Source organism: Cellulomonas sp. Leaf334 (genome assembly GCF_001424195.1).
Lineage (GTDB): Bacteria > Actinomycetota > Actinomycetes > Actinomycetales > Cellulomonadaceae > Cellulomonas.
In genome coordinates, this window is the sequence record NZ_LMOO01000005.1 from 644,767 (window position 1) to 670,864 (window position 26,098).

The following is a 26,098-nucleotide window of genomic DNA, read 5'->3' on the forward strand; positions in this document are numbered from 1 at the left end:
CATTCCGTGCGCCGCCGCAGGGCGCTTCGACAGCCGGAGACGGAACGGCAAAGTACCCTCCGAAGCGTGTCTCGTCGTCGCCTCGTCCGTCTCGCCCTGACCACTGTCGCCGCGGTGGTCGTCGTCGCCCTCGTCGCCGTGATGGCCACGGCCGTCATCGTCGTGCGCAGGCCGTTGCCGGAGGTGTCGGGCGAGCAGCAGCTGCCCGGGCTCGACGCCGAGGTGACGGTCACGCGCGACGACCGGGGCGTGCCGACGATCACGGCGACGACGTCGCAGGACCTCTTCCGTGCGCAGGGGTACGTGGCTGCGCAGGACCGCTTCTTCGAGATGGACTACCGCCGGCACGTGACGTCGGGACGGCTGTCGGAGCTCGTCGGCGACAACCCCGACGCGCTCGCCGCGGACAAGGTGATCAGGACCTTCGGGTGGCGGCGGGTGGCCGAGCAGGAGTGGGGCCTGCTGGAGCAGAGCACACGTGACGCGCTGCAGGCCTACGCGGACGGTGTCAACGCGTACCTCGACGGCCGGGACCCGGGCGCGATCGCGGTCGAGTACTCGGTCCTCGGGGTGCGGCTCGACGTGCGGACTCCGGCGGAGTGGGACCCGGTCGACTCGCTCGCGTGGCTGAAGGCCATGGCGTGGGACCTGCGGGGCAACTACGACGCGGAGCTGGAGCGTGCCGCGTCGTACTCGACGATCGGCGACGTCGCACGCGTCGACGAGCTGTTCCCGGCCTACCCGCAGGACCTGAACCTGCCCATCCTCACGGCGGCTGACCTGCCCGCGACCGTCGCGCAGCAGGCGTCCGCGACGACGACAGCGCTCGACCTCGACAGCGCTGACCTCCAGGCGGCCATGGCGTCGGCGGCGGCCGCGCTGGACGCGGTGCCGCACCTCATGGGCGACGGCGAGGGCGTGGGCTCGAACTCGTGGGTCGTCTCCGGGGAGCTCACCGAGTCCGGCAAGCCGCTGCTGGCCAACGACCCGCACCTCGGCATCTCGGCGCCGGGCATCTGGGAGCAGCTGGGGCTGCGCTGCGAGGAGGTCACGGCGCAGTGCCCGTACGACGTCACCGGCTTCGCGTTCGCGGGCATGCCCGGGGTCGTCATCGGCCACAACGCCTCGCTCGCGTGGGGGCTGACGAACCTCGGGGCCGACGTGACCGACTTCTTCCTCGAGCGCGTCGACGTCGAGGGCGGCACCACCCGGCTCGACGGTGCCGAGGTGCCGATCACCGAGCGCGTCGAGGTCATCCACGTCAACGGGGGTGACGACGTCGAGCTGACGGTCCGGGAGTCGGTGCACGGTCCGCTGGTGTCCGAGGTCCTCGACCTGGTGGGCGTCGGCACCGCACCGGTCCCGGAGGACGCGCCGGGGCGCCGGTTCGAGGTCGCCCTCGGCTGGACCGCCCTGCAGCCGGGCCGGACCATGGACGCGGTGCTCGCGATGAACGTCGCCGAGGACGCCGCGGACATCCAGGCGGCGGCCGCGCTGTTCGACGTGCCGTCGCAGAACATCGTCTTCGCGACGACCGACGGCCACATCGGCTACCAGGCGCCGGGTCGCATCCCGGTCCGCGCGAACGTCGCCGGTGGTCCGGTCCCGTCGGACGGCACCTGGCCGCGGCCCGGCTGGGACAGCCGGTACGAGTGGCAGGGGTTCGTCGACCCGGCCGCCATGCCGCGCGCGCTGGACCCCGTCGAGGGAATCATCGTCACGGCCAACCAGGCCGTCACCCCGGCCGGCGTCGGCCCGTTCCTCACCGACGACTGGGACTACGGCTACCGCGCGCAGCGGATCCGGGAGCTCCTCACGGACGCCGCGTCGGACGGCAAGGTCGGCGTCGCGGACATGGGCCGGATCCAGGTCGACAAGCACAGCCCGTACGCAGACGTGCTGGTCCCCGTGCTGCTCTCGCTGGACATCGAGGACCCGTTCTACGACGACGGGCAGGAGCTGCTGCGCACCTGGGACCGCGTGCAGTCGGTGGACTCGGCGGCCGCGGCGTACTTCGCGGCGGTGTGGGCGGACATCCTGGCGGCCGCGTTCGCCGACGACCTCCCCGACGGCTACGGCCCGTCGGGCGGCTCACGGTGGCTCGAGGTCGTCCGTCGGCTCGTCGACGAGCCCGCGTCGCCGTGGTGGGACGACAAGTCGACCCCTGGCGTGGTCGAGGGTCGCGACGAGGTGCTGACCCGCGCGATGGTCGCCGCGCGTCGTGAGCTGACCGCCGCGCTCGGCCGCGAGGCGACGGACTGGCGCTGGGGACAGCTGCACCCCGCCGCGCCGGAGCACCCCGTGCTCGGCGGACCGTCACTGCCCGGGGTCATCCGGAACCTGGTCAACCCCGACCCGGTGGCCGTCGGTGGCGGGTCCTCGATCGTGGACGCCACCGCCTGGGACGCCAGCTCCGGGTCGTTCGCCGTGACCGCGGCACCCTCGATGCGCATGGTCGTCGACCTGGGCGACCTCGACGCGTCGACGTGGGTGACGCTCACGGGGGCGTCCGGCCACCCCGCGAGCGTGCACTACGCCGACCAGCTGGGCCCGTGGTCGCGCGGCGAGACGTTCCCGTGGCCGTTCACGCAGGCCGCGACGGAGGCGGACGCCCGCGACCGGTTGACGTTCACGCCGTGATGAGGTGCCACTCCAGCGGTGTCGCGACGGCGTCCACGAGGCGGTCGTGGCGCTCGCGCGGCAGCGGGCGCTTCGCCGCGTCGTAGAGCTCCTCGGGGAACACCAGCGCGACGACGGGGGCCCCGGGCCGCAGGTGCTCGAGCGCCCGGTCGTACCAGCCGCCACCCTGGCCGAGCCGCGCACCCGTCGTGTCGACGGCCAGTGCGGGGGCGATCACGACGTCGGCATCGGCGAGCGCCGCCGCACCGAGAGTGGGCCCGCCGGGCTCCGGCGGGCGGCCCGGCGCGCGTTCACGCAGGTCGTCGGCGCCGGCGTACTCGGCCCACTCGCGCTGCAGCCCGCCGCCCAGAACGGGCAGGAGCAGGCGGACGCCGCGGGCCGCGAGGGCCTCGAGCAGAGGACCGGTGCCGGGTTCGGTGACGCGGGACGCGTAGACGGAGACGCACGTGGCGTCGGCGACGGCCGGGATGGTGAGGACGACGTCCGCCAGCGCGTGGGCGGCGGCGTCGCGCTGCCGGGCGGAGCGGATCTTGCGTGCGTCGCGGATGGCTACCCGGAGCCGTTCCTTGACGTCCTCGACCTCGTCCCCCTCGGACACGCGCGGATACGGCTGGGCGACGCTGCTCATGGGAACAGTGTCGCCCACCGGACGGCGGCCCGACGACCGACCGAGGGATGAGTTGTGACCTCGTCCACGTGGTGACGGACACCAGGGGTGTGGTCCCGTCGTGACGGGCCACGAGGCAGCCGTCCCCGCCGAGGGACGCGCTCGTGACCCGTGCCGGCGGCGGCGTGCACGGCGTGGTTCCGGGGGCCGTCGACCGACCGACCTGGGGCCCGACTTTCGTGCCCGGTCGGGCGAGTTCTCGCGGACCCTGTCCGACGGACCTCCCGGGCGGGGCAGAATGCCCGCATGAGATCGGTCCAGGATCACCTCGCGGCCGTGCTGGCCTCCGTCGGACCGGTCGCACCGCTCGACGTCGTGCTCCGTGACGCCGTCGGCTGCATCCTCGCCGCCGACGTCACGGCCACGCACGACCTGCCGGCGTTCGCAGTCGCTGCGCGCGACGGGTACGCCGTCGCCGCATACGAGACCGTGGGCGCCGGCTACGCGAGCGCGCAGTCGCTGCCGGTCGCGCACGACGTCCGGCCGGGTGCCGGTCCGCTGCGGCTGGTGCCCGGCACCGCCGTGCGGGTCGCGTCCGGTGCGGCGCTGCCGCTGGGGGCCGACGCCGTCGTGCCGCTGGAGGAGACCGACCGGGGCACCGCACGCGTCGCCATGCAACGCCCCGCCGTGCCCGGCCAGCACGTGCGACCCGCCGCGTCCGACGTCCGTGCGGGTGACGTGGTCCTCGAGGCGGGGACCCGCCTGGGCGCCCGGCAGCTCGCGCTGGTCGCCTCGATGGGTCGCGGGCGCCTGCGCGTCCACCCGACGCCTCGCGTCGTGCTGCTCTCGGTCGGCGACGAGCTCGTCGAGCCGGGAGCGCACGCCGACCGCTCCGGGCACGGGGTCTTCGAGACCGACGGGCACGCCCTCGAGGCTGCCGTCCGGGACGCCGGCGCCGCGTCGGTGCGGGTCGGCATCCTCGGCGACGACCGCGCGGTCCTGCGGGAGGCCATCGAGGACCAGCTGGTGCGCGCCGACCTGCTCGTCATCACCGGTGGGCTGTCCGAGCTGACGCACGACACGGTCAAGGACGTGCTGGCGACGATGGGCAGCGTCCGGCTGGACCAGGTCGCCATGACGCCCGGCCAGCGGCACGGGTTCGGCACCGTCGCCGACGACCTCGCCAGCGACAAGTCCGTGCCGATCTTCGCGTTGCAGGGGCACCCCGTCGCCGCGCAGGTCTCGTTCGAGGTGTTCGTCCGGCCGGCGCTGCGGGCGATGGCCGGGCACGCCGAGGTGTTCCGCCCGTCGGTCGCGGCCGAGGCCGTCGAGGGCTGGGTCTCGCCGCCGGGGCTGCGGCAGTTCGTGCCCGCGACGGTGCTCGGGTCCCCGGAGGAGGGCTACCGCGTGACGCCGATCGGCGACCCGTCGGCTCCGACGGTCAGCGCGCTCGCGCACGCCAACGCGCTCGCCGTGGTCGGTGAGCAGGACCTGACCGTGCACCCCGGACAGGTGATCCACTGCCTGGTCCTGGAGGGCTGATGGTTCCCGGGTGGCCCGCCGTGCTCGTCGAGGGCGACGTCCGGCTGCGTCCGCTGCGGCGGCGCGACCAGGACACGTGGATGGCGCTGCGTGCGCAGAACGCCGCGTGGCTGGAGCCGTGGGACGCCACGAGCCCCGTTCCCGTGACGGGTCCGCGCCCGTCGTTCGGCACCTTCGTACGGACGCTGTCCGCTCAGGCCCGCTCCGGGGTCACGCTGCCCTTCGCGGTCGACCACGCCGGCCGCCTCGTCGGGCAGCTGACGGTCTCGTCGATCACGTACGGCTCCCTGCGCTCCGCGGCCATCGGGTACTGGGTCTCCGAGCACGTCGCCGGGCTCGGCATCACGCCGACCGCCGTGGCGCTGGCCACCGACCACTGCTTCGGGGCGCTCGGCCTGCACCGCGTCGAGATCAACATCCGCCCCGAGAACGGTCCGTCGCTGCGGGTCGTCGAGAAGCTCGGGTTCCGCGACGAGGGCGTGCGGGAGAAGTACCTGCACATCCAGGACCGCTGGTGCGACCACCGCACGTTCGCGCTGACGGTCGAGGAGGTCCCCGACGGGCTCCTGCAGCGCTGGCGGTCGCGCACTGTCGGGTGACGCACAGGCCGACACGCCGCGGTGGTCCCTGGCGGGTGCGGCCTCGACGCCTACCGTCGTGACGTGAACGATCTCGCAGGACCGGTCGCGCTCGCGCTGGTCGGCCTGTGGGTGGCGTACCTGGTGCCGCACAAGCTGCGGCACCGGCAGCAGCTGCTGGAGTCCCGGGCGGACGACCGGTTCTCCGAGGCGCTGCGCGTGGTCGCGGTGAGCGACCGGCGCATCCGCCAGGAGGCCGTCTCCGGGCCGACAGTGAGCAGCACAGCGGGGTTGCTGACCCCGGGCAAGGGGCTCCCGGTGGCCACCGGGAGCGTGACAGGAGGCACCACCGTGGACCGACCGTACGGCACGCAGGACAGGATCACCGCCGACGCGGCCCGCCGCGCCGCGCAGGCACGTGCTGCCCGGGCGGCATCCGTCGCCCGTCGTGGCGCCGCCGCGCGCCGTCGTGCGCTCCTGGCCGGGTTCCTCGTCGTCGCCAGCGTCGTCGGCTGGGCCGCGGTCGGGCTCAGCCCGCTCGTCACCTGGGTCGCGGGCGTCGTGCCCACCGTCCTGCTCGGTTCGGTCCTCGTGCTCGGCCGGCGCGCTGTCCTCGCGGGCCGCGAGGCCGACGAGGCCTGGGAGCAGAAGATCGCCGCCGAGCGCCGCATGGCGTCCGGGCCGCGGACCGGTGCGATGCGTGCCGTGGCGACGGCGACGGCGACGGCGACGGCGACGAAGCCCGACCCGGTCGTGGCGCCGACTGTCCCCGTCACCCCTGCCGAGGCGCCCATGGCCTTCGTCACCGGGCGCGCCGTCCACCCGTCCGACGCCAGCACCGAGGTGTTCGCACGCATCGTCGCCGACAAGGGCGAGTCCGAGGGCACCGCCCGGCACGCCTCGACCGGACAGGTGCCCGTCGTCCGTCGCTCCGTGAGCGAGCGCTCCGCGGAGGCGGAGAGCGACGAGGACGAGGCCTGGTCGCCCGTCCCCGTCCCGCGTCCGACCTACACGATGAAGGCCTCCGCACCGCGCCGCGAGCCGGCCCCGCTGGAGAACCTCGAGGGGTCCACGGCCGCCCGCACCGCCGAGGTCGACGCGCCCGCCGACGTCGACCGCGCACCGCTCGAGGCGCCCGTCGAGACCACCGGCAGCATCGACCTGAACGCCGTCCTGGCCAAGCGCCGCGTCGCCGGGGAGTGACCCCCGGATTTCGCGATCCACCGCGGCCTGGTGTTAGTCTTTAGGCCGCTCGCGGGGCTGTGGCGCAGTTGGTAGCGCGTCTCGTTCGCAATGAGAAGGTCAGGGGTTCGAATCCCCTCAGCTCCACCCGCACACGAAGGCGGCCCCCCATCCGGGAGGCCGCCTTCGTCGTTCAGGCGAACACGGCGCGGTAGTGGTCCGACAGCGCGGGGTAGTAGTCGTCGAAGTCGAGCGCTGCGACGTCGCCCCCGGTCTCGGCCGCGACGAGCCGGTCCAGGTAGTAGTCCCAGCCGGGGCCGACGCCCGTCGCCGTCTCCGCGTCGGGCACGGACTGGCTGAACGTGAGCGTGGTGGTGCCGGCGTCCTCGGTGAGCTCGAGCAGGAAGTGCCAGACGTTCTGCTCACCGACCACCTGTGAGGTGAGGGAGACCCGGTGGGGCGGGTCGCACTCGTGGATCGTGAAGGTCTCGGGCTTGGCGTCGTCACCCTCGGCGTTCATGCGGAACAGGACCGATCCTGTGGTCGGGTCGCCGGTCCAGGTGCCGACCCAGCGCTCGAGGCGGTCGGACTCGGTGACCGCCGCCCAGACGGACTCCAGGGGGGCCCGGAAGACCCGTTCGAACACGACGCTGTCGTGGCCGTCGCGGGTCTCTCGTCGACCGGTGGCGCTCGGGGTCATGCGGTCTCCTCCATCGGGTCGGGGGTCGTGGCTTCTCGGTGGTCGCGGACGGTGCGGCGGACCTCGAGGTCGAGGCCGTCGAGCACCGACTCCTCGAACCGCGGTCGCAGGTCCAGGTCGCGGAGCAGGTCGCGCATCGGCTCGAGCCCGTCGGCCAGCAGCGCGTAGTGGCGTTCCCGCCCGTGCGTCTCGGCGCGGACCAGGCCGGCGTCGACGAGCACGCGCAGGTGCTTGCTGACGGCCGGGCGGCTGATCGGGTGCGCGGCCGCGAGGTCGACGACGCGAGCGGGCTCTCGGGCGAGGGCGCGCAGCAGGTCGCGTCGCACCGGGTCGGCGATCGCCGGGAACGGGTCCATGGACTATTGGTAACCGCATAGTTACCAATTTGTCAACGCCCGGGTACAGCACGAGGGCGGCCCCCCGGTCCGGGAGGCCGCCCTCGTCGTGGCGCGGTGGGGCTCAGAGGATGCTGCGGCGGCGGCCGCGGCTGCCCGAGACGGCGGCGACGCCGATCGCAGCGAGCACGACCTGGAACAGCAGCTCGATCCAGTCGACGCCGGCGGTGTCCTGCACGCCGACCAGGCTGGCCAGGTAGGTGCCGATGAGGGCCGCGACGATGCCGATGAGGATGGTCACGAGAAGGGAGATGCGCTGACGGCCGCGCACGAGCAGACGGCCGAGGATGCCGATCACGGCGCCGATGATGATGGCGGAGATGATGCCTTCGGGTGTCATGTGTGGAACTCCTTGACTTCGAGGGGTTCGTCCGGGTACGACGGATGAATCTAGGGGGGATCCGACGGATCCGCGCGCTGAGCGCGGTGACACAATGTCGCCGTGCCTTCCGCCATGCCCGCCGACGACGCCGGGCGGAGTCTCTGGGCGCGGGCCCTGCACTGGGTCGACCCGCTCGTCGTGATGATCCTGTCGGCGCTCCTGCTGGGGCTCCTGCTCCCGGCCCGCGGGGTCGTCGCCGACGTCCTCGACGTGGCCCGCACGGCCGCGATCGTGCTCCTGTTCTTCCTCTACGGCGCACGCATGGCGACCGGCGAGGTGTGGGCGGGGCTGCGCAGCTGGCGGCTGCAGGGGTCGATGCTCGCGGCCACCTACGTGGCGTTCCCCGTCCTCGGCCTGCTCGTCCAGCTGCTGCCGGACGCGGTGGTCTCGCCCGAGCTCAAGACGGGCGTCCTGTACCTGTCGCTGCTGCCGTCGACCGTGCAGGCGTCGGTGGTGTTCACCTCGGTCGCGCGCGGCAACGTCGCCGGCGCGATCACCGGCGCCACGATCTCCAACGTCGTCGGCATCGTGCTCACGCCGCTGCTCGTCGGGGTGCTGATGGTCCGCACCTCCGGGCAGGCCGGCGGGAACCTCACCGGGATCCTGCTGCAGCTGCTCCTGCCGTTCGCCGCGGGGCAGCTGGTGCAGCGCTGGCTGGGACCGTGGTTGCGGGCGCGGCCCCACCTGACACGCGTGACCGACCGGAGCGTGATCGTCCTCGTCGCGTACACGTCGGTGAGCCAGGCGACCGTGTCCGGGGCGTGGTCGCACGTCACCTGGGTCGCCCTCGTGATCCTCGTCGTCGTGTGCGCGGCGATGCTGGCGACGATGCTGCTGCTCACCTGGAACGGCGGTGGACGGCTCGGGCTCCCGCGGGACGACCGCGTGGCGCTGCTGATGTGCGGGTCGAAGAAGAGCCTCGCCACGGGCCTGCCGATGGCCGCCGTCCTGTTCGCTCCGGCGCTCGCCGCGAGCGTGGCGCTGCCGGTGATCGTCTTCCACCAGCTGCAGCTGGCGACGTGCGCGATCCTTGCGCGCCGCCTCGCGGCCCAGGTCGAGTAGCGTCTCCCCGGAACGATTCGACCCCCCGCCCCCGAGGACCCCACCGTGCCCGACGCGATCGCCGTCATCCCGCAGCCCGCCGACGTCGAACGGACCGGCGACGAGCCGTTCGTCCTGACCGAGGCGACGACCGTCGTCGTCGACGGCAGGCCGGACCTGATCGGCATCGCGGTGCTCGCCGCCGACCTGCTCGGCCGCGTCGGTGGGCGGGCCGTCGAGGTGCGGTACGCCGAGAACAGCCTGAGCAGCGCGAGCGGCGTCGTCCGCCTCCGGCTCGTCGACTCGCTCCCGCCCGGCGACGAGGCGTACCGCGTGACCTCGCGCAGCGGCCGCATCGACCTCGAGGCCCGTACCCCCGCCGGGCTCGTGCGGGCGATCGTGACACTGCGCCAGCTCATCGAGTCCGGCCCCGGCGGGGTCATGCAGGTGCCCGCCGTGCGCATCCAGGACGCGCCCCGGTACCAGTGGCGGGGACTCTCGGTCGACGTCGCCCGGCACTTCGTGCCCGTCCGCGACCTCAAGGTCGTCATCGGGCTCATGGCGCACTACAAGCTCAACGTGCTGCACCTGCACCTGACGGACGACCAGGGCTGGCGGCTGCACGTGCGGTCGCGACCGCTGCTCACCCGGCTGTCCAGCAGCACGTCGGTCGGCGGGGACCCCGGCGGCTTCTACACGGCCGAGGACTACGCCGACCTCGTCGCGTACGGGGCCGTCCGGGGCGTACGCATCGTCCCGGAGATCGACGTCCCCGGGCACGTCAACGCCGCCACCCACGCGTACGGCGAGCTGAACCCGACCGGTGAGCCGACCGACGAGTACACCGGCATCGAGGTCGGCTTCAGCCGGCTGCACGCGACCCTGCCCGCGACGGGCCCGTTCCTCGCGGACGTGTTCTCCGACGTCGCGGCGATGACCCCCGGCGAGTACGTGCACATCGGTGGTGACGAGGTGCTGACGATGGAGGCCGACGAGTACGCCACGCTCGTCGCCGCCGCGTCCGCCGCGGTGCGCGCGGCCGGGAAGAAGGTCGTCGGCTGGCAGGAGATCGCCCACACCCCGCTCGAGCCCGGCACCGTGGTGCAGTACTGGGACACCCGCGTCGACCCCGCGCCGTTCGTCGCCGCCGCACAGGCCGGAGCCCTGCTGCTCATGTCCCCGGGGTCGAAGGCGTACCTCGACATGACGTACGACGCGAGCACCGAGCTCGGCCTGGAGTGGGCCGGTCACATCGAGCTGCGCGACGCCTACGACTGGGAGCCGTCGACCCTCGTCGAGGGTGTCCCGGCGGAGTCGGTCATCGGCGTCGAGGCGGCCGTCTGGACCGAGACGCTGCGCGACCTGCCGGCGCTCACGCAGATGCTGCTGCCGCGCCTCGCCGCGATCGCCGAGGTCGCCTGGTCCGCACCCGAGCAGCGCGACTGGGACGACTTCCGCGCCCGTGTCGCCCGGCAGGCCCCGTTCTGGGACCGCCTCGGGCTGTCCTGGTACGCGAGCCCGCAGGTGGACTGGACCCGCTGACCCGTCTGGCCATCAGGCCGTCAGACCCACGTCTGCAGCCACATGTGCGAGTGCCAGAAGTCGTACGGCACGATCCACGCCGACCAGAGCGGGTAGAAGAACGCGCTGACGCCCACGATCAGCGCGACCAGGACCCCGCACCCGATGATCGCCCACCGGCGTTCGCGGGGGTCCAGGTCCTTCGGTCCGACCACCAGGCCGATCACGTAGACCAGCGTGAGCACGACCCAGGGCGCGAACACGATCGAGTAGAACGTGAAGATCGTGCGGTGCTCGTAGGCGAACCACGGCAACCAGCCGGCCACCAGGCCGGACAGCACGGCACCCGCCCGCCAGTCGCGGTACCGGAACAGCCAGACGACCGCGACGATGATCGCCGCCGCCGCGCACCACCACAGGACCGGGTTGCCGAGCGCGACGATGGCCTGGGAGCAGCTGTTCGCACCGCACGCGTCCTGCGCCGCCTGGCCCGTCAGCCCGGACACCTCGGTCGGGTAGAAGAACGACGTCGGGCGCCACTGCACGATCCACCCGAGCGGGTGGGACGAGTACGAGTGCGGTGTCTCCAGCCCGTTGTGGAACCCCCACATGTCCTGGTGGTACTTCCAGAACGAGCGCAGCGCCGGCGGGAGCCACTGGACGCCCTGGTCCGGGTTCTGCTCCGCCCAGAGCCGCCCGTAGGCACCCCGGTGCGTGAACCAGGACCACCACGAGCCGACGTAGACGAGGAACGCGATCCCGACCATCGAGATCCCCGCGACGACACCGTCCTTGAGGATCCCCGCGCGCCACCAGTGCCGCACCCCGATGCTCCGGCGTGCCGTGATGTCCCATGCCACGCTGAGCAGCCCGAACACCGCGAGGAAGTACATGGCCGACCACTTCGTGCCCAGGGCCAGGCCCAGCAGCACGGCAGCCGCGAGCCGCCACCAGCGGACGCCCAGACGGGGCCCGTCGCGGAGGTCCTCGCCCGCGTCCAGCCGTTGCGCGGTCCGCTCGGCCAGCCGTCGTCGCGCCTGGTCACGGTCCAGCAGGAGCGCACCGAACGCCGCGAGCACGAAGAACATGAGGAACGGGTCCAGGAGGCTGATCCGCGACATCACGATCGCCTCGCCGTCGATCGCGAGCAGCAGACCCGCCAACGTGCCGAGCGCCGTGGACGCGAACAGCCGCCGGCCGATGCGCGCGACCATCAGGACCGCCAAGATCCCGCAGACCGCCGCCGCCAGGCGCCACGCGGCCGAGCTGCCGACACCCCCGCCGAGCTGGATCCCCAGCGCGATCAGCCACTTGCCCACCTGCGGGTGCACCACGTACGAGCCGACGTCCGTCAGGCCGCTGGTGTCACCCGCCTCGAACGCCGGGTTCGGGTCCTCGCCCCACGTCGCCTCGAAGCCGTTGACCAGCAGCGAGTACGCGTCCTTGACGTAGTACGTCTCGTCGAACACCAGCGTGTGCGGGCGCCCCAGGTCCCACAGCCGCAGCACCGCGGCGAGCACCGTGACCGCGAGCGGCCACAGCCAGCCCGTGAGCCGGTCGCGACGCGTGGCGTCGAGGCGGAGCGTGTCGTCGCCCAGCAGCCGCCGCAGCAGCCGTCCGCGGGTGGACTCCTGGGGGCCTTCGACCTCGCGCGGCTCGTCGTCGCGGACGAGCACGGCGACCGGAGCGCCGCCTGCACCGGCCGCTCCCACCGCGGCCTCCGCGCCGGCGCCACCGACCGCACCGGTCGTGGCGGTCGCGTCGACGACGGTCTCGGCCGGTGCGCTCGCGTCGACCGTGTCCGTGGCGTCGGCGACCTCGTCCGGCGCGGTCTCGTCGACGCTCTCGTCGGCGACAGCAGCAGGCTCGGCGGCGGTGGCGGGGGCTGTGCTCTCGTCGGGGACGGGCTCGTCGACGACCTCGTCGACCGAGCCCATCTCGGTGGCAGCGCTCTCCTCGACCGCAGCAGGCTCGTCGTCGATGTCGGTGGCGGTCTCCTCGACGGCAGCGGTCTCGTCGGCGGGGTCGGTCGCGTCGCTCGTCGTCGGCACCGGGGTCGTCGGCTCCTCGTCGGGATCCGGGGAGGCGGCGGGGACCTCCTGACGTTCGGTCAGGGTCGAGGCGTCGTCGTCTCCGGTGAGCGGCACGCGGGTCATCGTAGGGGCGGGGACTGTGCTGCGGGAGGGGGGTCCGGGAGGTGGCAGGCTGACCTGCGTGACCCCTGCGAGCCCGACCGAGCACCCCTCAGGCCGTCTCGTGCTGGCTGCGACGCCGATCGGCAACGCCGAGGACGCGTCGGCGCACCTGCGTCGGCTGCTCGCGGAGGCGGATGTCGTCGCCGCGGAGGACACCCGTCGGCTGCGGGCGCTCGCTGCCCGGCTGGGGGTCGAGATCGGCGGTCGGGTGCTGAGCTTCCACGAGCACAACGAGGTCGAGCGGTCGGCGGAGGTGCTCGCGGTCGTGGCCGGTGGGGGGACGGTGGTCGTCGTGACGGACGCCGGGATGCCTGCCGTGTCGGACCCGGGGTTCCGGGTGGTGGGGGCCGCGGTCGCTGCGGGTCTGCCGGTGACGGCCGCCCCCGGGCCGAGCGCCGTGCTGACCGCGCTCGCCCTGTCCGGGCTGCCGACGGACCGGTTCTGCTTCGAGGGGTTCCCGCCCCGCAAGCCCGGGGAGCGCGCCCGGGCGTTCGAGCTGCTGGCCGACGAGCGCCGCACGATGGTGTTCTTCGAGGCGCCGCACCGGCTGGACGACACCCTCGCGGCGATGGCCGTCGCGTTCGGCGCAGGCCGTCCTGCCGCCGTCTGCCGCGAGCTGACCAAGACCTACGAGGAGATCGTCCGCGGACCGCTGGCGGACCTGGTGACGTGGGCGTCCGCGGACCAGGTGCGCGGGGAGATCGTCGTGGTGGTCGGCGGGGCGGTGAAGGCGGTGGAGCTGTCGACCGCGGACCTGGTCGCGGAGGTCCTGTCCCGCACGGACTCCGGCGACCGCCTGAAGGACGCGGTCGCGGAGGTCGCCGCAGCGGCGGGCGTCCCTAAGCGTGACCTGTACGCAGCAGCCCTGGCGGCGAAGGCCCCGACGAAGCCCTGACCCCCGCGCGGCCGACATCCCACGTCCTGGCTCGGTCGGCATCGGGCGTCAGTAGAAGACCGCGTCGCGCGGGCCGACCGGGTGGCGGAACGTCCACCAGACCCACGCCTGGACCGTGAGCAGGACCGGGACGCAGGCGAGCAGGACGAGCTCGAGGGTCGGCGCCGGTGACGGCACCGGCGCGAGGGCGACGGCGGCCGCGACGACCGGCAGCACACCGCCGACGGCCACCGCACCGAGCGCACGGTGCAGCCGACCGGTCGCGAGCGCCGGCCGTGCCACGAGGGCGGACCCGGAGCCTGCCAGCACCACGAGCGGTGGCAGGACGGCGGTCACGGGACCGTCGGCGGGCACGAGGACGACGTACGCGATCGCCGACGCCGCGAGCAGCCCCGCCGACCAGGGCAGCGCCCGCAGGGCCAGCCGCGTGGCGCGCTCGCGCAGGACGCCGGAGGTCCGGACGGCGACGAACGTGGTGCCGAGGACGCGGGTCACGGCGACGGCGGACAGGGCGGTGAGGACGGGGACGACGATCCGCGCGGTCAGGGAGGGTTGCGGCGGGAGCCACACCAGCGCGGTCCCGAGCAGGGCGCCTGCGGACAGGGGCAGTCCCACTGACGCGACGACGATGACGCGTTCCCAGCCGGCCCGCCAGCGGACGCCCGGACGTCGGCTGCGCAGCCACACGCCGGCGTCGCGCAGCACCCAGGCCACCAGCAGCGCGATGACCAGCGGGTACGCGACGAAGACGAGGTCGCGCTCGAGGTCGTGGAAGCCGGCGAGCAGCACGCCCGCGGCGGCGACGAGCCAGACCTCGCCCGCCAGCAGGAACGGTCCGAGCGCGGTGAGGACGGTCCGGCGCTCGCCGGGGGTCCGGCCGACCTGGCGGAGCGTGGCGCCGAGGCCCTGGTTCATGCCGTCGAGCACGGCCCAGCCCGCGAACGCGCCGACGAGCAGCACGGTCCAGATCATCGGGGTGCCTCCGCGAAGGTCAGGTGCTCGTCGGGCTCCCGCGCGTGCAGGGCGGGGGCGCCGAGCGTCGGGGATCCCGGGCCGAGACGGGCGAGGCGGGCGAGCAGGACCCAGTCGATGACGGCGAGGACCGCGACGAGCCCGACGAGGACGGCGAGCGAGACGAGGACGGTCGTGGCGCTGTGCGTGGAGGTCGCGTCGGAGGTCCGCAGCACGCCGACGACGATCCACGGCTGCCGGCCGATCTCGCGGGCGAGCCAGCCGAAGATCGCGAGCACGAACGGGACGGGCAGCACCGCGGTGAGGAAGCCGTAGACGGCGTTGCGGAAAGGCAGCCGGAAGAGGGCGCCGCCGACCATGAGCCCGAGCATGGGGAACGCGCCGAGGAACAGGGCGAAGCCGCCCAGGATCATGAACCCGAGCGCGGTGCCGACCACGGGGGACTGCCCCGCCGCGGCGTCGTCGCCGAGGTAGGAGAACTGCGAGAACCCGAACCCGACGGCCAGCACGGCCCCGACCGCCCCCACGACGACGCCGGTGCGCAGCGAGCGCTGGAACAGCTCGTCGTAGCCGGTCTGCCGGCGCAGGTGCCACGCGCTGACGCCGATGACGACGAACGCCCCCGCCAGCAGGCACGCGCCGATGACGTGCCCGAGCGACAGGACGGACGCGGGGTTGAGGACGAGCGCGGCGCTGTCGGTGATGTGCGCGACGCCGTCGCGGAGCTCGTAGCCGACGGGGTTGCGCAGGAACCCGTTGGCCACCATGACGGCGAACGCCGACGCGTACCCCGTGACCACCACGAGCCAGAACACCGCCGTGTGCACCCACCGGTTCAGCTGGTGCCACCCGAACACCCACAGCCCCAGCAGCGTCGACTCGAGGAAGAACGCGACCATCGTCTCGACGGCGAGCGGGGCGCCGAACACCTCACCGGCGACGTCGAGCAGCCCGGGGAAGTGCAGCCCGAACTGCAGCTCGAGGAGGATCCCCGCGACGATGCCGAGCGCGTAGTTGACCAGGTACAGCTGGCCCCAGAACCGGGTGGCGTACTGGTGGACGTCGAGCCGGGTGACCGCCCACCGGGTCTGGAAGATCGCGACCACGGGTCCGAGGCCCAGGGTCACGAGGACGAACAGGAAGTGGAAGCCCGCGAGCAGGGCGAACTGCGTACGGGCGGCGTCGACGGCGCTCACGAGAGGGACGCTAGGTGCGCGGGAGGGTCGCGGACCCTGTTCCCAGGGGAAGACCGGGGACGGTTCCGGGTGGTCCCGGAGGCGCGCGGCGCGCCGGTCAGGGTGGTCCCGGAGTGCGGGGCGGGATCGCGCGTGATCGGCTGGGGCATGGCTGCACGAGCGGTGACCGGTCTCGCGCTCGTCGTCGCCCTCGCGGGCTGCACCGCGGCCGACGGGCCGACGCCGGGACCGACGACCGCACCCGCGCAGGCCCCGGCGACGGTGGAGGTGACCGAGGTCGACGACGTCCTCGGAGACCTCGACGTGCCTTGGGGCCTCGCGTTCCTGCCGGACGGCGACGCGGTCGTCACCCTGCGCGACGAGGCCGCGCTGGTCGTCGTCGGACCGGACGGCTCGGCGACGGACGTGACCGGGCCGGGTGCCGACGAGCTCGCCGACCTGGTGGTCCCGGGCGGTGAGGGCGGTCTGCTCGGTGTGGCGGTCCTGGGCGCAGACGGGTCGGCCGTGGACCTGGCCCTGTACGCGACCGCGGCCGACGACAACCGGGTCCTGCGCGGGACGCTCGACGGGTCGGTCCTGGGCGACCTGCGACCGATCCTCACGGGCATCGAGAAGGCGGGGAACCACAACGGTGGCCGGCTCGCCGTCGGTCCGGACGACTTCCTCTATGTCGCCACGGGCGACGCGGGCGACCCCTCGTCGTCGCAGGACCCGGACAGCCTCAACGGCAAGATCCTGCGCATCACCGCCGACGGCGACCCCGCCCCGGGCAACCCCGACGAGGGCTCACCGGTGTGGACCCTGGGGCACCGCAACGTGCAGGGGCTCGGCTGGGCGCCCGACGGGCGGATGTTCGCGTCGGAGTTCGGCCAGAACACCTGGGACGAGCTCAACGAGATCGAGCCGGGCGGCAACTACGGGTGGCCGGAGGTCGAGGGGGACGGCGAGGGGTTCGTCCAGCCGGTCGCCGTCTGGGCGACCACCGACGCGTCGCCCAGCGGGTTGGCCGTCACCGACGAGGCCGTCTACCTGGCCGGGCTGCGCGGCGAGCGGCTGTGGCGGGTGCCGCTGACCCAGGACGGCGTCGGCACCCCGGAGGCCCTGCTGGAGGGCGAGCGCGGACGGCTGCGTGCGGTCGAGCCGGCGCCCGACGGCTCGCTCTGGGTGGTCACCGGGAACACCGACGGTCGCGGGGACCGACGCGACGGCGACGACCGCATCCTGCGGGTGGTCGTCGACTGACCGCTCGGGGTGGCGTCGCCGGTCGACCCCCGGGCGTCCCGGAAGCGACCGGAAGCGAACCGTCGCCGAACCAGCCGCACCTGGTGCGCCCGTCGCGAATGACCCCCGTGCGACCGCCTCATCTGCCCCTCCCGCACCAAGTGCGGCTGGATCGAACGCGACCCCACCCGCTCGGGCGCACTGGCGCTCAGGCGCCCCATCCGTCCACAGCCCCGGGATCACGCGCTGCTCTTCACCGGGTCGTCGTGTGAGCGCCCTCGATCTCCCCGGCAGGGGTCGGATGGGACGGTGCGCGACCCACTCATGGCGCGGCTCGCTCTGCTGGGTGGGGCAGCACGCCGGGCGGACCTCGTCCGGGCCCGAGGTGATGACGTGTCGTTGCGACGTGCGCTCGCGGCCGGTTCGGTGGTCCGCCTGGCTCACGGGGTCTACGGGGTTCCCGGGTGCTCGACGGCCGTGGCCGCAGCGGCGGTGCACGGTGCGGCGATCGGGTGCATCTCGGCGGTGGAGCTCGCCGGCGTCGCAGTCCTCCATCGGCCGGTGCATCCCCACCTCGTCGTCCCGCGCGACCGGGGGCGGACGCCCTCTCAGGCGCGGGACTCCGTGCCGGTCGTGCTCCACAGGGAGCCACGCTGCGACCCGGGCCGGACGGTGGGCGTCCAGGCGGTGCCACTCGATGCTGCGCTGGCGCGGATGCTGCTCTGCTGCCCGCCGGTGGCGGCGGTCGTGTCCGTCGACAGCGCTCTCCAGCGCAGGAGGACGACGTCCGCTGCCATCGCCGGCCGGCTCCCGGCCACCGCGCCGGTCAGCGCCCGACTCGTCCTCGCTCGCGCCGACGGCCGGAGCCGGTCACCGCTCGAGACCGTGGCGAGGCTCGCGCTGCGCGCTGCCGGACTGCAGGTCGACGTCGGTGTCGTGATCCCCATGGTGGGGGAGGTCGACCTGGTCGTCGCCGGACGCGTCGTCGTCGAGCTCGACGGGCTGGCCTACCACTCCGGGCGGCGGGAGTTCCGGGAGGACCGACGCCGCGACCGGGAGCTCGCACTGCAGGGGTACGTGGTCCTGCGGTTCACCGCGGAGGACGTCCTGGGGGACCTGGCGCGGCTGGTGGCGACGGTCCGGGCGGCTCTCTCGGCTCCTCGCCGCCGCTGAGGGTCGCCGCCGGAGGCCACGGCGCGCGTCCGTCGAGCGTGTCAGACCCAGCCGCACTTGGTGCAGTTGCGGGCTGCTGGGGTGCCCCGAGCGTCACAGGCGGCCCATGCGTCACAAGTGCGGCTGGGTCTGGGGTCTTCGGCGGGCCGGTTCGTCGACGGGCGGGCGTCTGCGCGTCCGGACCACCGGGCGACCTAGGATCGGCGCATGTCTCGCATCCTCTCGGCCGTCGCGTGGCCCTACGCGAACGGCCCCCGCCACATCGGTCACGTCGCCGGCTTCGGTGTCCCGTCGGACATCTTCAGCCGCTACAACCGGATGGCGGGCAACGAGGTGCTCATGGTCTCCGGCACCGACGAGCACGGCACCCCGATCCTGGTGCTGGCCGACCAGGAGGGCCTGCCCCCGCAGGAGCTCGCGGACAAGTACAACCGCGTGGTCGTCGAGGACCTGGTGAACCTGGGGCTGAGCTACGACCTGTTCACGCGGACGACGACGCGCAACCACTACGCCGTCGTGCAGGAGCTGTTCCGCACGGTGCACAAGAACGGCTACATGATCGAGCAGTCGTCCTTGGGGGCCATCTCGCCGAGCACCGGCCGCACGCTGCCCGACCGGTACGTGGAGGGCACCTGCCCGATCTGCGGGTACGACGGCGCGCGCGGTGACCAGTGCGACAACTGCGGCAACCAGCTGGACGCGATCGACCTGATCAACCCGCGCAGCCGGATCAACGGCGAGACGCCGAAGTTCGTCGAGTCGAACCACTTCTTCCTGGACCTGCCGGCGCTCGCCGGTGCCCTGGAGGCGTGGCTGAGGACGCGCACGGACTGGCGCCCGAACGTCCTGAACTTCTCGCTCAACCTCATCGAGGACCTGCGCCCCCGGGCCATGTCGCGGGACATCGACTGGGGCATCCCGATCCCGCTGGAGGGCTGGGAGGAGAACCCGAACAAGCGCCTCTACGTGTGGTTCGACGCGGTCATCGGGTACCTGTCGGCGTCGATCGAGTGGGCGCGCCGCCACGGCGACCCGGAGGCGTGGCGCCCGTTCTGGAACGACCCCGAGGCCCTGAGCTACTACTTCATGGGCAAGGACAACATCACGTTCCACTCGCAGATCTGGCCGGCGGAGCTGCTGGCCTACGACGGTCTCGGGGCGAAGGGCGGATCACCGGGGCAGTTCGGCACGCTGAACCTGCCCACCGAGGTGGTCTCCAGCGAGTTCCTCACCATGGAGGGCAAGCAGTTCAGCTCGTCGCGCGGGGTGGTCATCTACGTGCGTGACGTGCTGTCGCGCTACCAGCCGGACGCGTTGCGGTACTTCCTGTCGGTCGCCGGGCCGGAGACCCAGGACTCGGACTTCACGTGGGCGGACTTCAAGACGCGCACCAACTCCGAGCTCGTCGCGGGCTGGGGCAACCTGGTCAACCGCACGGCGAGCCTGATCCACAAGAACTTCGGCGAGATCCCGGCGCCCGGTGAGCTGCAGCCGGTGGACCAGGGGCTTCTCGCGGCGACGTCGGCGGGCTTCGACAAGGTCGGCGGGCTGATCGGCACCCACCGCAACCGCGCCGCGGTCAGCGAGGCGATGCGCGTGGTCCAGGAGGCCAACCGGTACATCTCCGAGACCGAGCCGTGGAAGCTGACGCAGGACCGGGACCGCCTCGGCACGGTGCTGCACACGGCCGCGCAGGCGGTCAGCGACGCCAACACGCTGCTGGCGCCGTTCCTGCCGCACTCCGCGCAGAAGGTCCACGAGACGTTCGGCCGCACGGGGACGTTCTCGCCGCTGCCGCGGATCGACGAGGTCACCGACCTGGACGACGACTCGCGCCACTACCCGATCATCACCGGGGACTACGAGCTGGGCCGGACCGTGGCGCCGTGGGGTCGCGCGGACGTCGTGCCCGGCACGCCCGTCGGCAAGCCGGTGCCCGTCTTCACCAAGCTCGACGACTCGATCGTCGAGGAGGAGCTCGAGCGGCTGCGCCAGGCCTGATGGCGCGGTCGAAGGGGGACCGCGGCTGGCCCGCGTCGCCGGAGCCGCTGCCGGTCGCGGTGGTCGACAACCACACGCACCTGGAGTCGGTCGAGTCGTGGGAGGCGCCCGGCTGGACGCGCAGCGACGACGGCACGGCGATCGACGGTCCCCCCGCCGACATCGCTGCGCACCTCGCACGGGCGGCGGCGGTCGGCGTGACGCGCATGGTGCAGGTCGGGTGCGACGTCGACGCGATCCGGTGGACCCACGCGGTCGTGCAGGAGCACCCCGAGCTGCTCGGCGCGGTGGCGATCCACCCGAACGAGGCCGTCCTGCACGAGCGTGTCCGCGAGATCGCGCCCGACGGGCGGCTGCCGGAGCACCCTGACGACCTGATGGCGATGGGCCGGTTCCAGGAGGCGTTCCACCTCGTCGAGCTCGTCGCGCGCGCCAACCCGCGCATCCGGGCCATCGGTGAGACGGGCCTGGACCACTTCCGCGCAGGACCGCGGGGCCGAGAGGTCCAGCGCGAGGCGTTCCGCGCCCACATCGCGCTGGCCAAGGAGCTGGGCCTGGCGCTGCAGATCCACGACCGCGACGCGCACGACGAGGTGGTCGAGGTCCTGCTCGCCGACGGCGCCCCGGACCGCACGGTGTTCCACTGCTTCTCGGGCGACGCGGAGCTGGCCCGGCTCGCGGTGTCCCACGGCTGGTACCTGTCGTTCGCCGGACCGGTCTCCTTCGGTCCGAACGACGGTCTGCGCGCGGCGCTCCGCGAGGTCCCGCCGTCGCTGCTGCTGGTCGAGACGGACGCGCCCTACCTGACCGTGCACCCGTTCCGCGGCCGCCCGAACGCCCCGTACCTGCTGCCCGGCACGGTCCGCACGGTTGCCGAGGTCACCGGTCGCCCGCTGGCGGACGTCTGCACGTCGCTCGTGGCCACGTCCGAGGCGGTCTACGGCTCGTGGTGACGGGATCGACCCGGTCTGTCGCCGCACGGTCGGGTGATGCCGGTCCCGGAGAGCGGACCTCGGGTTACCGGGTCGGTCACGGATCGGTTACGGTCGGACCTGCGTCCAGGACGGACGCATCTTTGTGAGCCCTGCCGAGAGGACCCACCGCGTGAGGCCGGACCAGGAGCGTGCGACGCGCAGTCGCCCCTTCCGTGGTCGTCGAGCCGCCCGCGTGGTCGCCCAGGCCGCCGTGCTCGCGGTCGTCGCGGCCGCGACGAGCGCCTTCGCGGTCCTGCACAAGACGGTGACCGTGGACGTCGACGGGACGTCGGTGGAGGTCGAGGCGTTCGGCCGGACCGTCGGTGACATGCTCGCGAGCGGGGACATCGAGGTCGGTGAGCGGGACCTCGTCGCCCCGGCGCTGGACCAGCCGATCGCCCGGTCGGGCCAGATCGTGGTGCGGCACGGACGTGAGCTCGCGGTCGAGGTCGACGGCTCGGAGCGCTCGGTGTGGACGACCGCGCTGACGGTCGGCGAGGCGGTCGACGGACTCGGGCTGCGGGACACCGAGGTGCGCCTGTCGGCGTCACGTTCTGCCGCGCTCGGCCGGGACACGCTGCGCGTCTCGACGCTGAAGACGATCCACCTCGTCGTCGACGGCCAGGTCATCGACGGCCTGAGCAGCGCCGCCACCGTGCGCGACGGCCTGCGGGACATCGGGCTCGTCCTCGAGGAGGGCGACCAGGTCTCGGTGCCGCTCGACTCCACGGCCGTCGACGGGCTCGTGGTCCTGGTGACCCGGGCCAGCACGTCGGGCGAGACGGTGACCGAGGCGATGCCGTTCGAGTCGACCGAGGTCGAGGACCCCGGGATGGTCAAGGGCAACACCGTCATCGCCAGCAAGGGCAAGGCCGGCGTCCGCACGACCACCTACGAGCTCCAGGTGGTGGGCGGTGTGGTGGTCGGCAGGACCGCGATCGCGTCGGTGGTCACCGTCCCGCCGGTCGCCCAGGTCACCCGCGTCGGCACCGCGGAGCTCCCGGACCCGTCGGTCGTGGCCGTCGAGCCGGGCACCGCCCAGGCGCTCGGCAAGGAGATGGCGGCGGCGCGCGGGTGGGGTGACGACCAGTTCGCCTGCCTGCTAGCGCTGTGGAACAAGGAGAGCGGCTGGCGGGTGAACGCGGAGAACAAGTCGTCGGGTGCGTACGGCATCCCGCAGTCGCTGCCTGGCAGCAAGATGGCGACCGTGGCCGACGACTGGCGGACCAACCCCGCCACGCAGATCACCTGGGGCCTGAACTACATCCAGGCGCGCTACGGCAACCCGTGCGGCGCCTACGCGCACAGCCAGGCGAAGAACTGGTACTGATTCACCCGATTTCCGTGTGATCCCGCTCACGCCCCCTGACGTGGGGGAACGCCTGATCAGCCGCGAAAACGGTGCACATCGCTACCGCATCTGATGGTAGGCGCGCTTGGCAACGCGATCACGATTCGGTTACGGTCGGTGCCGCCCCGCGATCTGGACATCGGCCCACCTGTGCCGGCTGTCGATTCTGCAGGGTGGTCGGCGCCCGCTCCAGGCGGGCCGCCGTGACGGCCGGATCGGGGATCCGGGACCGACGGGAGACACCTCACCAGGTGTCCACAGAACCTTGATCCTGAGGAACACCGTCGGGTGCCGCGCCTGCGGCACGCTCCGCCCCCCGTGCCCGGGCACCTCGACGGCTGGAGCCCCGTGCAGTTCTCGACCCTGATCCCTGGTCTGTCCGCGCGAACGCGCACCTCGTCCTCCCCGGACGAGCCCCCCACGACGGACCACCGGTCCGGTCGGGCACGCATCCTGCCCATCACCGCCGCCGCCGCGGCACTCGTCCTCGCGGGCGGGACGGCCGCGTTCGCGCACGCTCAGAAGACGGTGACGCTCGACGTCAACGGCGACGTCGCGCAGCTCAGCACCTTCGCCGGGTCGGTCGAGGGCTTCCTGGAGGACCAGGGCGTCGTCGTCGGCGACCGGGACCTCGTGAGCCAGACCGGCTCGCTGCGGGAGGGCTCCGAGATCGTCGTGCGGCACGCGCACCAGGTCTCGATCAGCGTCGACGGTGCGGAGACGTCCGTCTGGACGACCGCACTGTCCGCCGACGAGGCGCTCGACTCGCTCGCCGCCCGTGGCCAGACCGTGGCGCTCGTCGCGTCCCGGTCCGCAGCCGGTGGCCGGCCGGAGCTCGCGCTTGACCTGACCCTGCGCGGTCCGGCCGACGTCCTCGTCGACGGCACCACGCTCGAGGTCGCCGACGCCGACGCGTCCGTCGCGCAGGTCCTCGGTGAGCTCGGGGTCGAGCTGAACGCGCTCGACCGGGTGTCCGTGGTGCAGAGCGCGAACGGCCGGGTCCAGGTCGTCGTCAACCGCGTCGTCGTGCAGGACGTCACGTCCACGCACGAGGTCGCGTTCGCGTCGACCACGCAGCAGGACGCCGCGCGCTACACCGACCAGAAGCGCACGCTGACCGCGGGCGTCCCCGGGGTCCGCACGCTCGTCGAGCGGGTCACCACGGTCGACGGTGCCGAGTCGGCACGCACCACGCTCTCCGACGCCGTCACGCAGGCGCCGGTCGACGAGGTCCTGAGCGTCGGCACCAAGACGCGCCCGGCCGTCGTGAAGACGCCGGCCGCCCCCGCGACGGGCAGCCCCGTCACCGCCGGCGGCAGCGCCGACTCGCTCAACTGGGCCGCGCTGGCCAAGTGCGAGTCGGGCGGCAACCCCACGATCGTGTCGTCGACGGGCAAGTACCACGGGCTCTACCAGTTCTCGGTGAGCACGTGGCAGGCCGTCGGTGGCGCGGGACTCCCGTCGCAGGCGTCGGCCGACGAGCAGACGGCCCGCGCGAAGATGCTCTACAACCGCTCCGGTGCCGGCCAGTGGCCGCACTGCGGGAAGAACCTCTTCAGCTGAGCTCCCGACGCAGCCCCCGCCCGGCAGTAGCCGGTTGGCGGGGGCTGCGCCGTGCTCGCCTAGGCTCGTGCGCATGTCGACCACCACCACGCTGCTCGGGCCTGCGGAGATCCGTGAGCTCGCGGAGCGTGCGGGGGTACGACCGACCAAGCAGCTCGGCCAGAACTTCGTCCTCGACGGGGGCACGGTGCGCAAGATCGTGCGGCAGGCCGACGTCGTCGAGGGGGACCGCGTCGTCGAGGTCGGACCGGGCCTGGGGTCGCTCACGCTGGGGCTGCTCGAAGCCGGCGCCGACGTGGTCGCGGTCGAGATCGACCCGACGCTCGCCCGCCTGCTGCCGGCCACGGTCGCGCGGCACGTGCCGGGTCTGACGGTCGTCGAGGGCGCCGACGACGAGGCGGTGGTCCTGCGTGACGACGCCGGCCGCGACCGCCTGACGATCGTGCTCGCGGACGCCCTGGACGTGCACGCCCTGCCCGGCCCGCGACCCGTCGCGCTCGTCGCCAACCTGCCGTACAACGTGTCCGTCCCGGTGCTGCTGACGTTCCTCGAACGGTTCGACAGCCTGGAGCGGGTGCTCGTCATGGTGCAGGCCGAGGTCGCGGACCGGCTGGCAGCACCGCCCGGCAGCCGTACCTACGGGGTGCCGTCCGCGAAGGCCGCCTGGTACGCGTCGGCCCGGCGGACCGCGACGGTCGGCCGCTCGGTCTTCTGGCCGGCCCCGAACGTCGACTCGGCACTGGTCCGTTTCGACCGGCGCGAGCCGCCCGCCACGGATGCGTCCCGGGAGGCCGTGTTCGCCGTCGTCGACGCCGCGTTCGCGCAGCGCCGCAAGATGCTCCGCTCGGCCCTGTCCGCGCTGGCGGGATCCGCCGACGCCGCGGTGGCGGCCCTGGAGGCGGCCGGCGTGGACCCGCAGGCCCGCGGCGAGCGCGTCGACATCGCGGGGTTCGCACGCATCGCGGAGCACCTCGGGCCGGTCGGCGGACGACCTGGCATGGTGGTGCCGTGACGTTGACCCCCGTGGCCCCGCTGCCCGAGCACGAGGTCAGGGTCCGCGCGCCCGGCAAGGTCAACCTGTCGCTGCGGGTCGGTCCGCGCGAGGACGACGGCTACCACGCGGTGTCGACGGTGTTCCAGGCGGTGTCGGTGTTCGAGGAGGTCGTCGCGACCCCGTCGGAGGAGCGCACGCTGACCGTGAGCGGCCCGCAGGCGGAGCTGGTCCCGACGGACGGGTCGAACCTCGCGCTGCGCGCCGCGGCCCTGCTGGCCGAGCGGGCGGGGATCGACGACGGCGTCCACCTGCACCTCCACAAGGGCGTCCCGGTCGCCGGGGGGATGGCGGGTGGTTCGGCGGACGCCGCGGCGACCCTGGTGGCGTGCGACTCCCTGTGGCGCACCGGGCTCAGCCGGGACGACCTGCTGGAGCTGGCTGCCGAGCTGGGGTCGGACGTGCCGTTCTCCCTGGCCGGGCACACCGCCGTCGGCTCGGGTCGCGGGCACCTCCTGACGCCGGCGCTCAGCCGCGGCGAGTTCCACTGGGCGTTCGCGGTGCAGGACCGGGGCCTGTCCACCGCCGACGTCTACGCCGCGTTCGACGACCTGCACGGCACCGCGCTCCTCCCCGACCAGGACGACGACGTCCCGCTGATGCAGGCGCTGCGTGCGGGCGATCCGCGGGCGCTCGGTGCCGCGCTCCACAACGACCTGCAGATGGCGGCGCTCGAGCTCGACCCCGGCCTCGCGGAGCCGCTCGCGGTGGCGCAGGACGCGGGGGCGCTCGGAGTCGTCGTGTCCGGTTCGGGTCCGACGGTGGCCGCTCTCGGCCGCAGCCGCCAGCACGCGCTGGTCCTCGCGGCGGCGTTCACGGCCTCCGGCGTGGCTGACCGCGTCCTCACCGCCGCCGGCCCGGTGGCCGGCGCGCGCGTCGTCAGCTCCTCGGACTGAGACCTGGACCTCTTGACTTCTC

Annotated in this window: 22 protein-coding genes and 1 tRNA gene; 16 read left to right on the plus strand and 7 right to left on the minus strand. The window is 73.4% G+C overall.

The window, feature by feature from the left end:
* The first annotated feature begins 66 nt into the window (after positions 1 to 66).
* The gene (locus tag ASF78_RS13380) at positions 67 to 2,640 is read left to right on the plus strand and encodes a penicillin acylase family protein (RefSeq protein ID WP_056590056.1); all 2,574 of its coding nucleotides are present in this window, start codon (positions 67 to 69) and stop codon (positions 2,638 to 2,640) included.
* Here the strand turns inward: ASF78_RS13380 and ASF78_RS13385 are convergent.
* The gene (locus tag ASF78_RS13385; RefSeq protein WP_056590058.1) at positions 2,630 to 3,268 is read right to left on the minus strand and encodes a 5-formyltetrahydrofolate cyclo-ligase; all 639 of its coding nucleotides are present in this window, start codon (positions 3,266 to 3,268) and stop codon (positions 2,630 to 2,632) included. The genes ASF78_RS13380 and ASF78_RS13385 overlap by 11 nt on opposite strands.
* Positions 3,269 to 3,553: 285 nt before the next feature.
* Between ASF78_RS13385 and glp the strand changes: the two genes are divergently transcribed.
* The 4 genes from glp to ASF78_RS13405 all read left to right on the plus strand — a co-directional run bounded on the left by glp (position 3,554) and on the right by ASF78_RS13405 (position 6,696).
* Positions 3,554 to 4,789 (plus strand): gephyrin-like molybdotransferase Glp, encoded by a 1,236-nt coding sequence (gene glp, locus ASF78_RS13390; RefSeq protein ID WP_056590061.1) that lies wholly within the window; start codon positions 3,554 to 3,556, stop codon positions 4,787 to 4,789.
* Complete coding sequence (locus ASF78_RS13395; RefSeq protein ID WP_056590064.1) at positions 4,789 to 5,388, plus strand: GNAT family N-acetyltransferase; 600 nt, start codon at positions 4,789 to 4,791, stop codon at positions 5,386 to 5,388. The genes glp and ASF78_RS13395 overlap by 1 nt, the downstream gene beginning before the upstream one ends.
* A 63-nt stretch (positions 5,389 to 5,451) precedes the next feature.
* Complete coding sequence (locus ASF78_RS13400; RefSeq protein ID WP_056590910.1) at positions 5,452 to 6,570, plus strand: hypothetical protein; 1,119 nt, start codon at positions 5,452 to 5,454, stop codon at positions 6,568 to 6,570.
* Positions 6,571 to 6,623: 53 nt separating this feature from the next.
* Positions 6,624 to 6,696: transfer RNA gene (locus ASF78_RS13405), tRNA-Ala, on the plus strand.
* 46 nt (positions 6,697 to 6,742) lie between these two features.
* On the opposite strand, the gene ASF78_RS13410 is transcribed toward ASF78_RS13405, so the two are convergent.
* The 3 genes from ASF78_RS13410 to ASF78_RS13420 all read right to left on the minus strand — a co-directional run bounded on the left by ASF78_RS13410 (position 6,743) and on the right by ASF78_RS13420 (position 7,984).
* Entirely contained in the window at positions 6,743 to 7,249 is a 507-nt protein-coding gene (locus ASF78_RS13410) for an SRPBCC family protein (RefSeq protein WP_056590067.1), read from the minus strand.
* On the minus strand, positions 7,246 to 7,605 hold the full coding sequence (locus tag ASF78_RS13415) for a metalloregulator ArsR/SmtB family transcription factor (protein ID WP_056590070.1): 360 nt from the start codon (positions 7,603 to 7,605) through the stop codon (positions 7,246 to 7,248). Before ASF78_RS13415 ends, ASF78_RS13410 begins: the two co-directional genes overlap by 4 nt.
* Before the next feature lie 103 nt (positions 7,606 to 7,708).
* Complete coding sequence (locus tag ASF78_RS13420) at positions 7,709 to 7,984, minus strand: GlsB/YeaQ/YmgE family stress response membrane protein (RefSeq protein ID WP_055917383.1); 276 nt, start codon at positions 7,982 to 7,984, stop codon at positions 7,709 to 7,711.
* Between the two features lie 102 nt (positions 7,985 to 8,086).
* Between ASF78_RS13420 and ASF78_RS13425 the strand changes: the two genes are divergently transcribed.
* Positions 8,087 to 9,088, plus strand: coding sequence for a bile acid:sodium symporter family protein (locus ASF78_RS13425; protein WP_235518567.1), 1,002 nt, complete (start codon positions 8,087 to 8,089; stop codon positions 9,086 to 9,088).
* A gap of 45 nt (positions 9,089 to 9,133) precedes the next feature.
* Positions 9,134 to 10,609, plus strand: a complete 1,476-nt coding sequence (locus tag ASF78_RS13430; protein ID WP_056590076.1) for a family 20 glycosylhydrolase — start codon at positions 9,134 to 9,136, stop codon at positions 10,607 to 10,609.
* Between the two features lie 20 nt (positions 10,610 to 10,629).
* Here ASF78_RS13430 and ASF78_RS13435 read toward each other — a convergent pair whose 3' ends face one another.
* The gene (locus tag ASF78_RS13435; RefSeq protein ID WP_235518568.1) at positions 10,630 to 12,735 is read right to left on the minus strand and encodes a dolichyl-phosphate-mannose--protein mannosyltransferase; all 2,106 of its coding nucleotides are present in this window, start codon (positions 12,733 to 12,735) and stop codon (positions 10,630 to 10,632) included.
* 58 nt (positions 12,736 to 12,793) lie between these two features.
* On the opposite strand from ASF78_RS13435, the gene rsmI reads away from it, so the two are divergent.
* Positions 12,794 to 13,678, plus strand: a complete 885-nt coding sequence (rsmI, locus tag ASF78_RS13440) for a 16S rRNA (cytidine(1402)-2'-O)-methyltransferase (RefSeq protein WP_056590913.1) — start codon at positions 12,794 to 12,796, stop codon at positions 13,676 to 13,678.
* 48 nt (positions 13,679 to 13,726) lie between these two features.
* Here the strand turns inward: rsmI and ASF78_RS13445 are convergent, their stop codons facing one another.
* Together ASF78_RS13445 and ASF78_RS13450 are read right to left on the minus strand one after the other, a co-directional pair.
* Positions 13,727 to 14,650: a cytochrome d ubiquinol oxidase subunit II gene (locus tag ASF78_RS13445; RefSeq protein WP_056590079.1), complete on the minus strand. Its 924-nt coding sequence runs from the start codon at positions 14,648 to 14,650 to the stop codon at positions 13,727 to 13,729.
* A complete protein-coding gene (locus tag ASF78_RS13450; protein ID WP_056590082.1) occupies positions 14,647 to 15,846 on the minus strand; it encodes a cytochrome ubiquinol oxidase subunit I in 1,200 nt (399 codons plus the stop codon). Before ASF78_RS13450 ends, ASF78_RS13445 begins: the two co-directional genes overlap by 4 nt.
* Positions 15,847 to 15,993: 147 nt before the next feature.
* Between ASF78_RS13450 and ASF78_RS13455 the strand changes: the two genes are divergently transcribed.
* The 8 genes from ASF78_RS13455 to ASF78_RS13490 all read left to right on the plus strand — a co-directional run bounded on the left by ASF78_RS13455 (position 15,994) and on the right by ASF78_RS13490 (position 26,076).
* Positions 15,994 to 17,088, plus strand: a complete 1,095-nt coding sequence (locus ASF78_RS13455; RefSeq protein WP_056590916.1) for a sorbosone dehydrogenase family protein — start codon at positions 15,994 to 15,996, stop codon at positions 17,086 to 17,088.
* Positions 17,089 to 17,460: 372 nt separating this feature from the next.
* Complete coding sequence (locus tag ASF78_RS13460; RefSeq protein WP_162243362.1) at positions 17,461 to 18,240, plus strand: endonuclease domain-containing protein; 780 nt, start codon at positions 17,461 to 17,463, stop codon at positions 18,238 to 18,240.
* A gap of 207 nt (positions 18,241 to 18,447) precedes the next feature.
* Positions 18,448 to 20,241 (plus strand): methionine--tRNA ligase, encoded by a 1,794-nt coding sequence (gene metG, locus ASF78_RS13465; protein WP_056590087.1) that lies wholly within the window; start codon positions 18,448 to 18,450, stop codon positions 20,239 to 20,241.
* Positions 20,241 to 21,194 carry a TatD family hydrolase gene (locus tag ASF78_RS13470; RefSeq protein WP_056590090.1) on the plus strand — a complete coding sequence of 318 codons (954 nt, stop codon included), beginning with the start codon at positions 20,241 to 20,243 and terminating at the stop codon, positions 21,192 to 21,194. Before metG ends, ASF78_RS13470 begins: the two co-directional genes overlap by 1 nt.
* Positions 21,195 to 21,345: 151 nt before the next feature.
* Positions 21,346 to 22,545, plus strand: coding sequence for a ubiquitin-like domain-containing protein (locus ASF78_RS13475; RefSeq protein WP_056590092.1), 1,200 nt, complete (start codon positions 21,346 to 21,348; stop codon positions 22,543 to 22,545).
* Between the two features lie 339 nt (positions 22,546 to 22,884).
* Positions 22,885 to 24,129 carry a resuscitation-promoting factor gene (locus ASF78_RS13480; RefSeq protein ID WP_082495047.1) on the plus strand — a complete coding sequence of 415 codons (1,245 nt, stop codon included), beginning with the start codon at positions 22,885 to 22,887 and terminating at the stop codon, positions 24,127 to 24,129.
* Positions 24,130 to 24,202: 73 nt separating this feature from the next.
* Positions 24,203 to 25,141, plus strand: coding sequence for a 16S rRNA (adenine(1518)-N(6)/adenine(1519)-N(6))-dimethyltransferase RsmA (gene rsmA / locus ASF78_RS13485; protein ID WP_056590099.1), 939 nt, complete (start codon positions 24,203 to 24,205; stop codon positions 25,139 to 25,141).
* Positions 25,138 to 26,076 (plus strand): 4-(cytidine 5'-diphospho)-2-C-methyl-D-erythritol kinase, encoded by a 939-nt coding sequence (locus tag ASF78_RS13490; RefSeq protein WP_056590102.1) that lies wholly within the window; start codon positions 25,138 to 25,140, stop codon positions 26,074 to 26,076. The genes rsmA and ASF78_RS13490 overlap by 4 nt, the downstream gene beginning before the upstream one ends.
* The last annotated feature ends 22 nt before the right edge of the window (positions 26,077 to 26,098 follow it).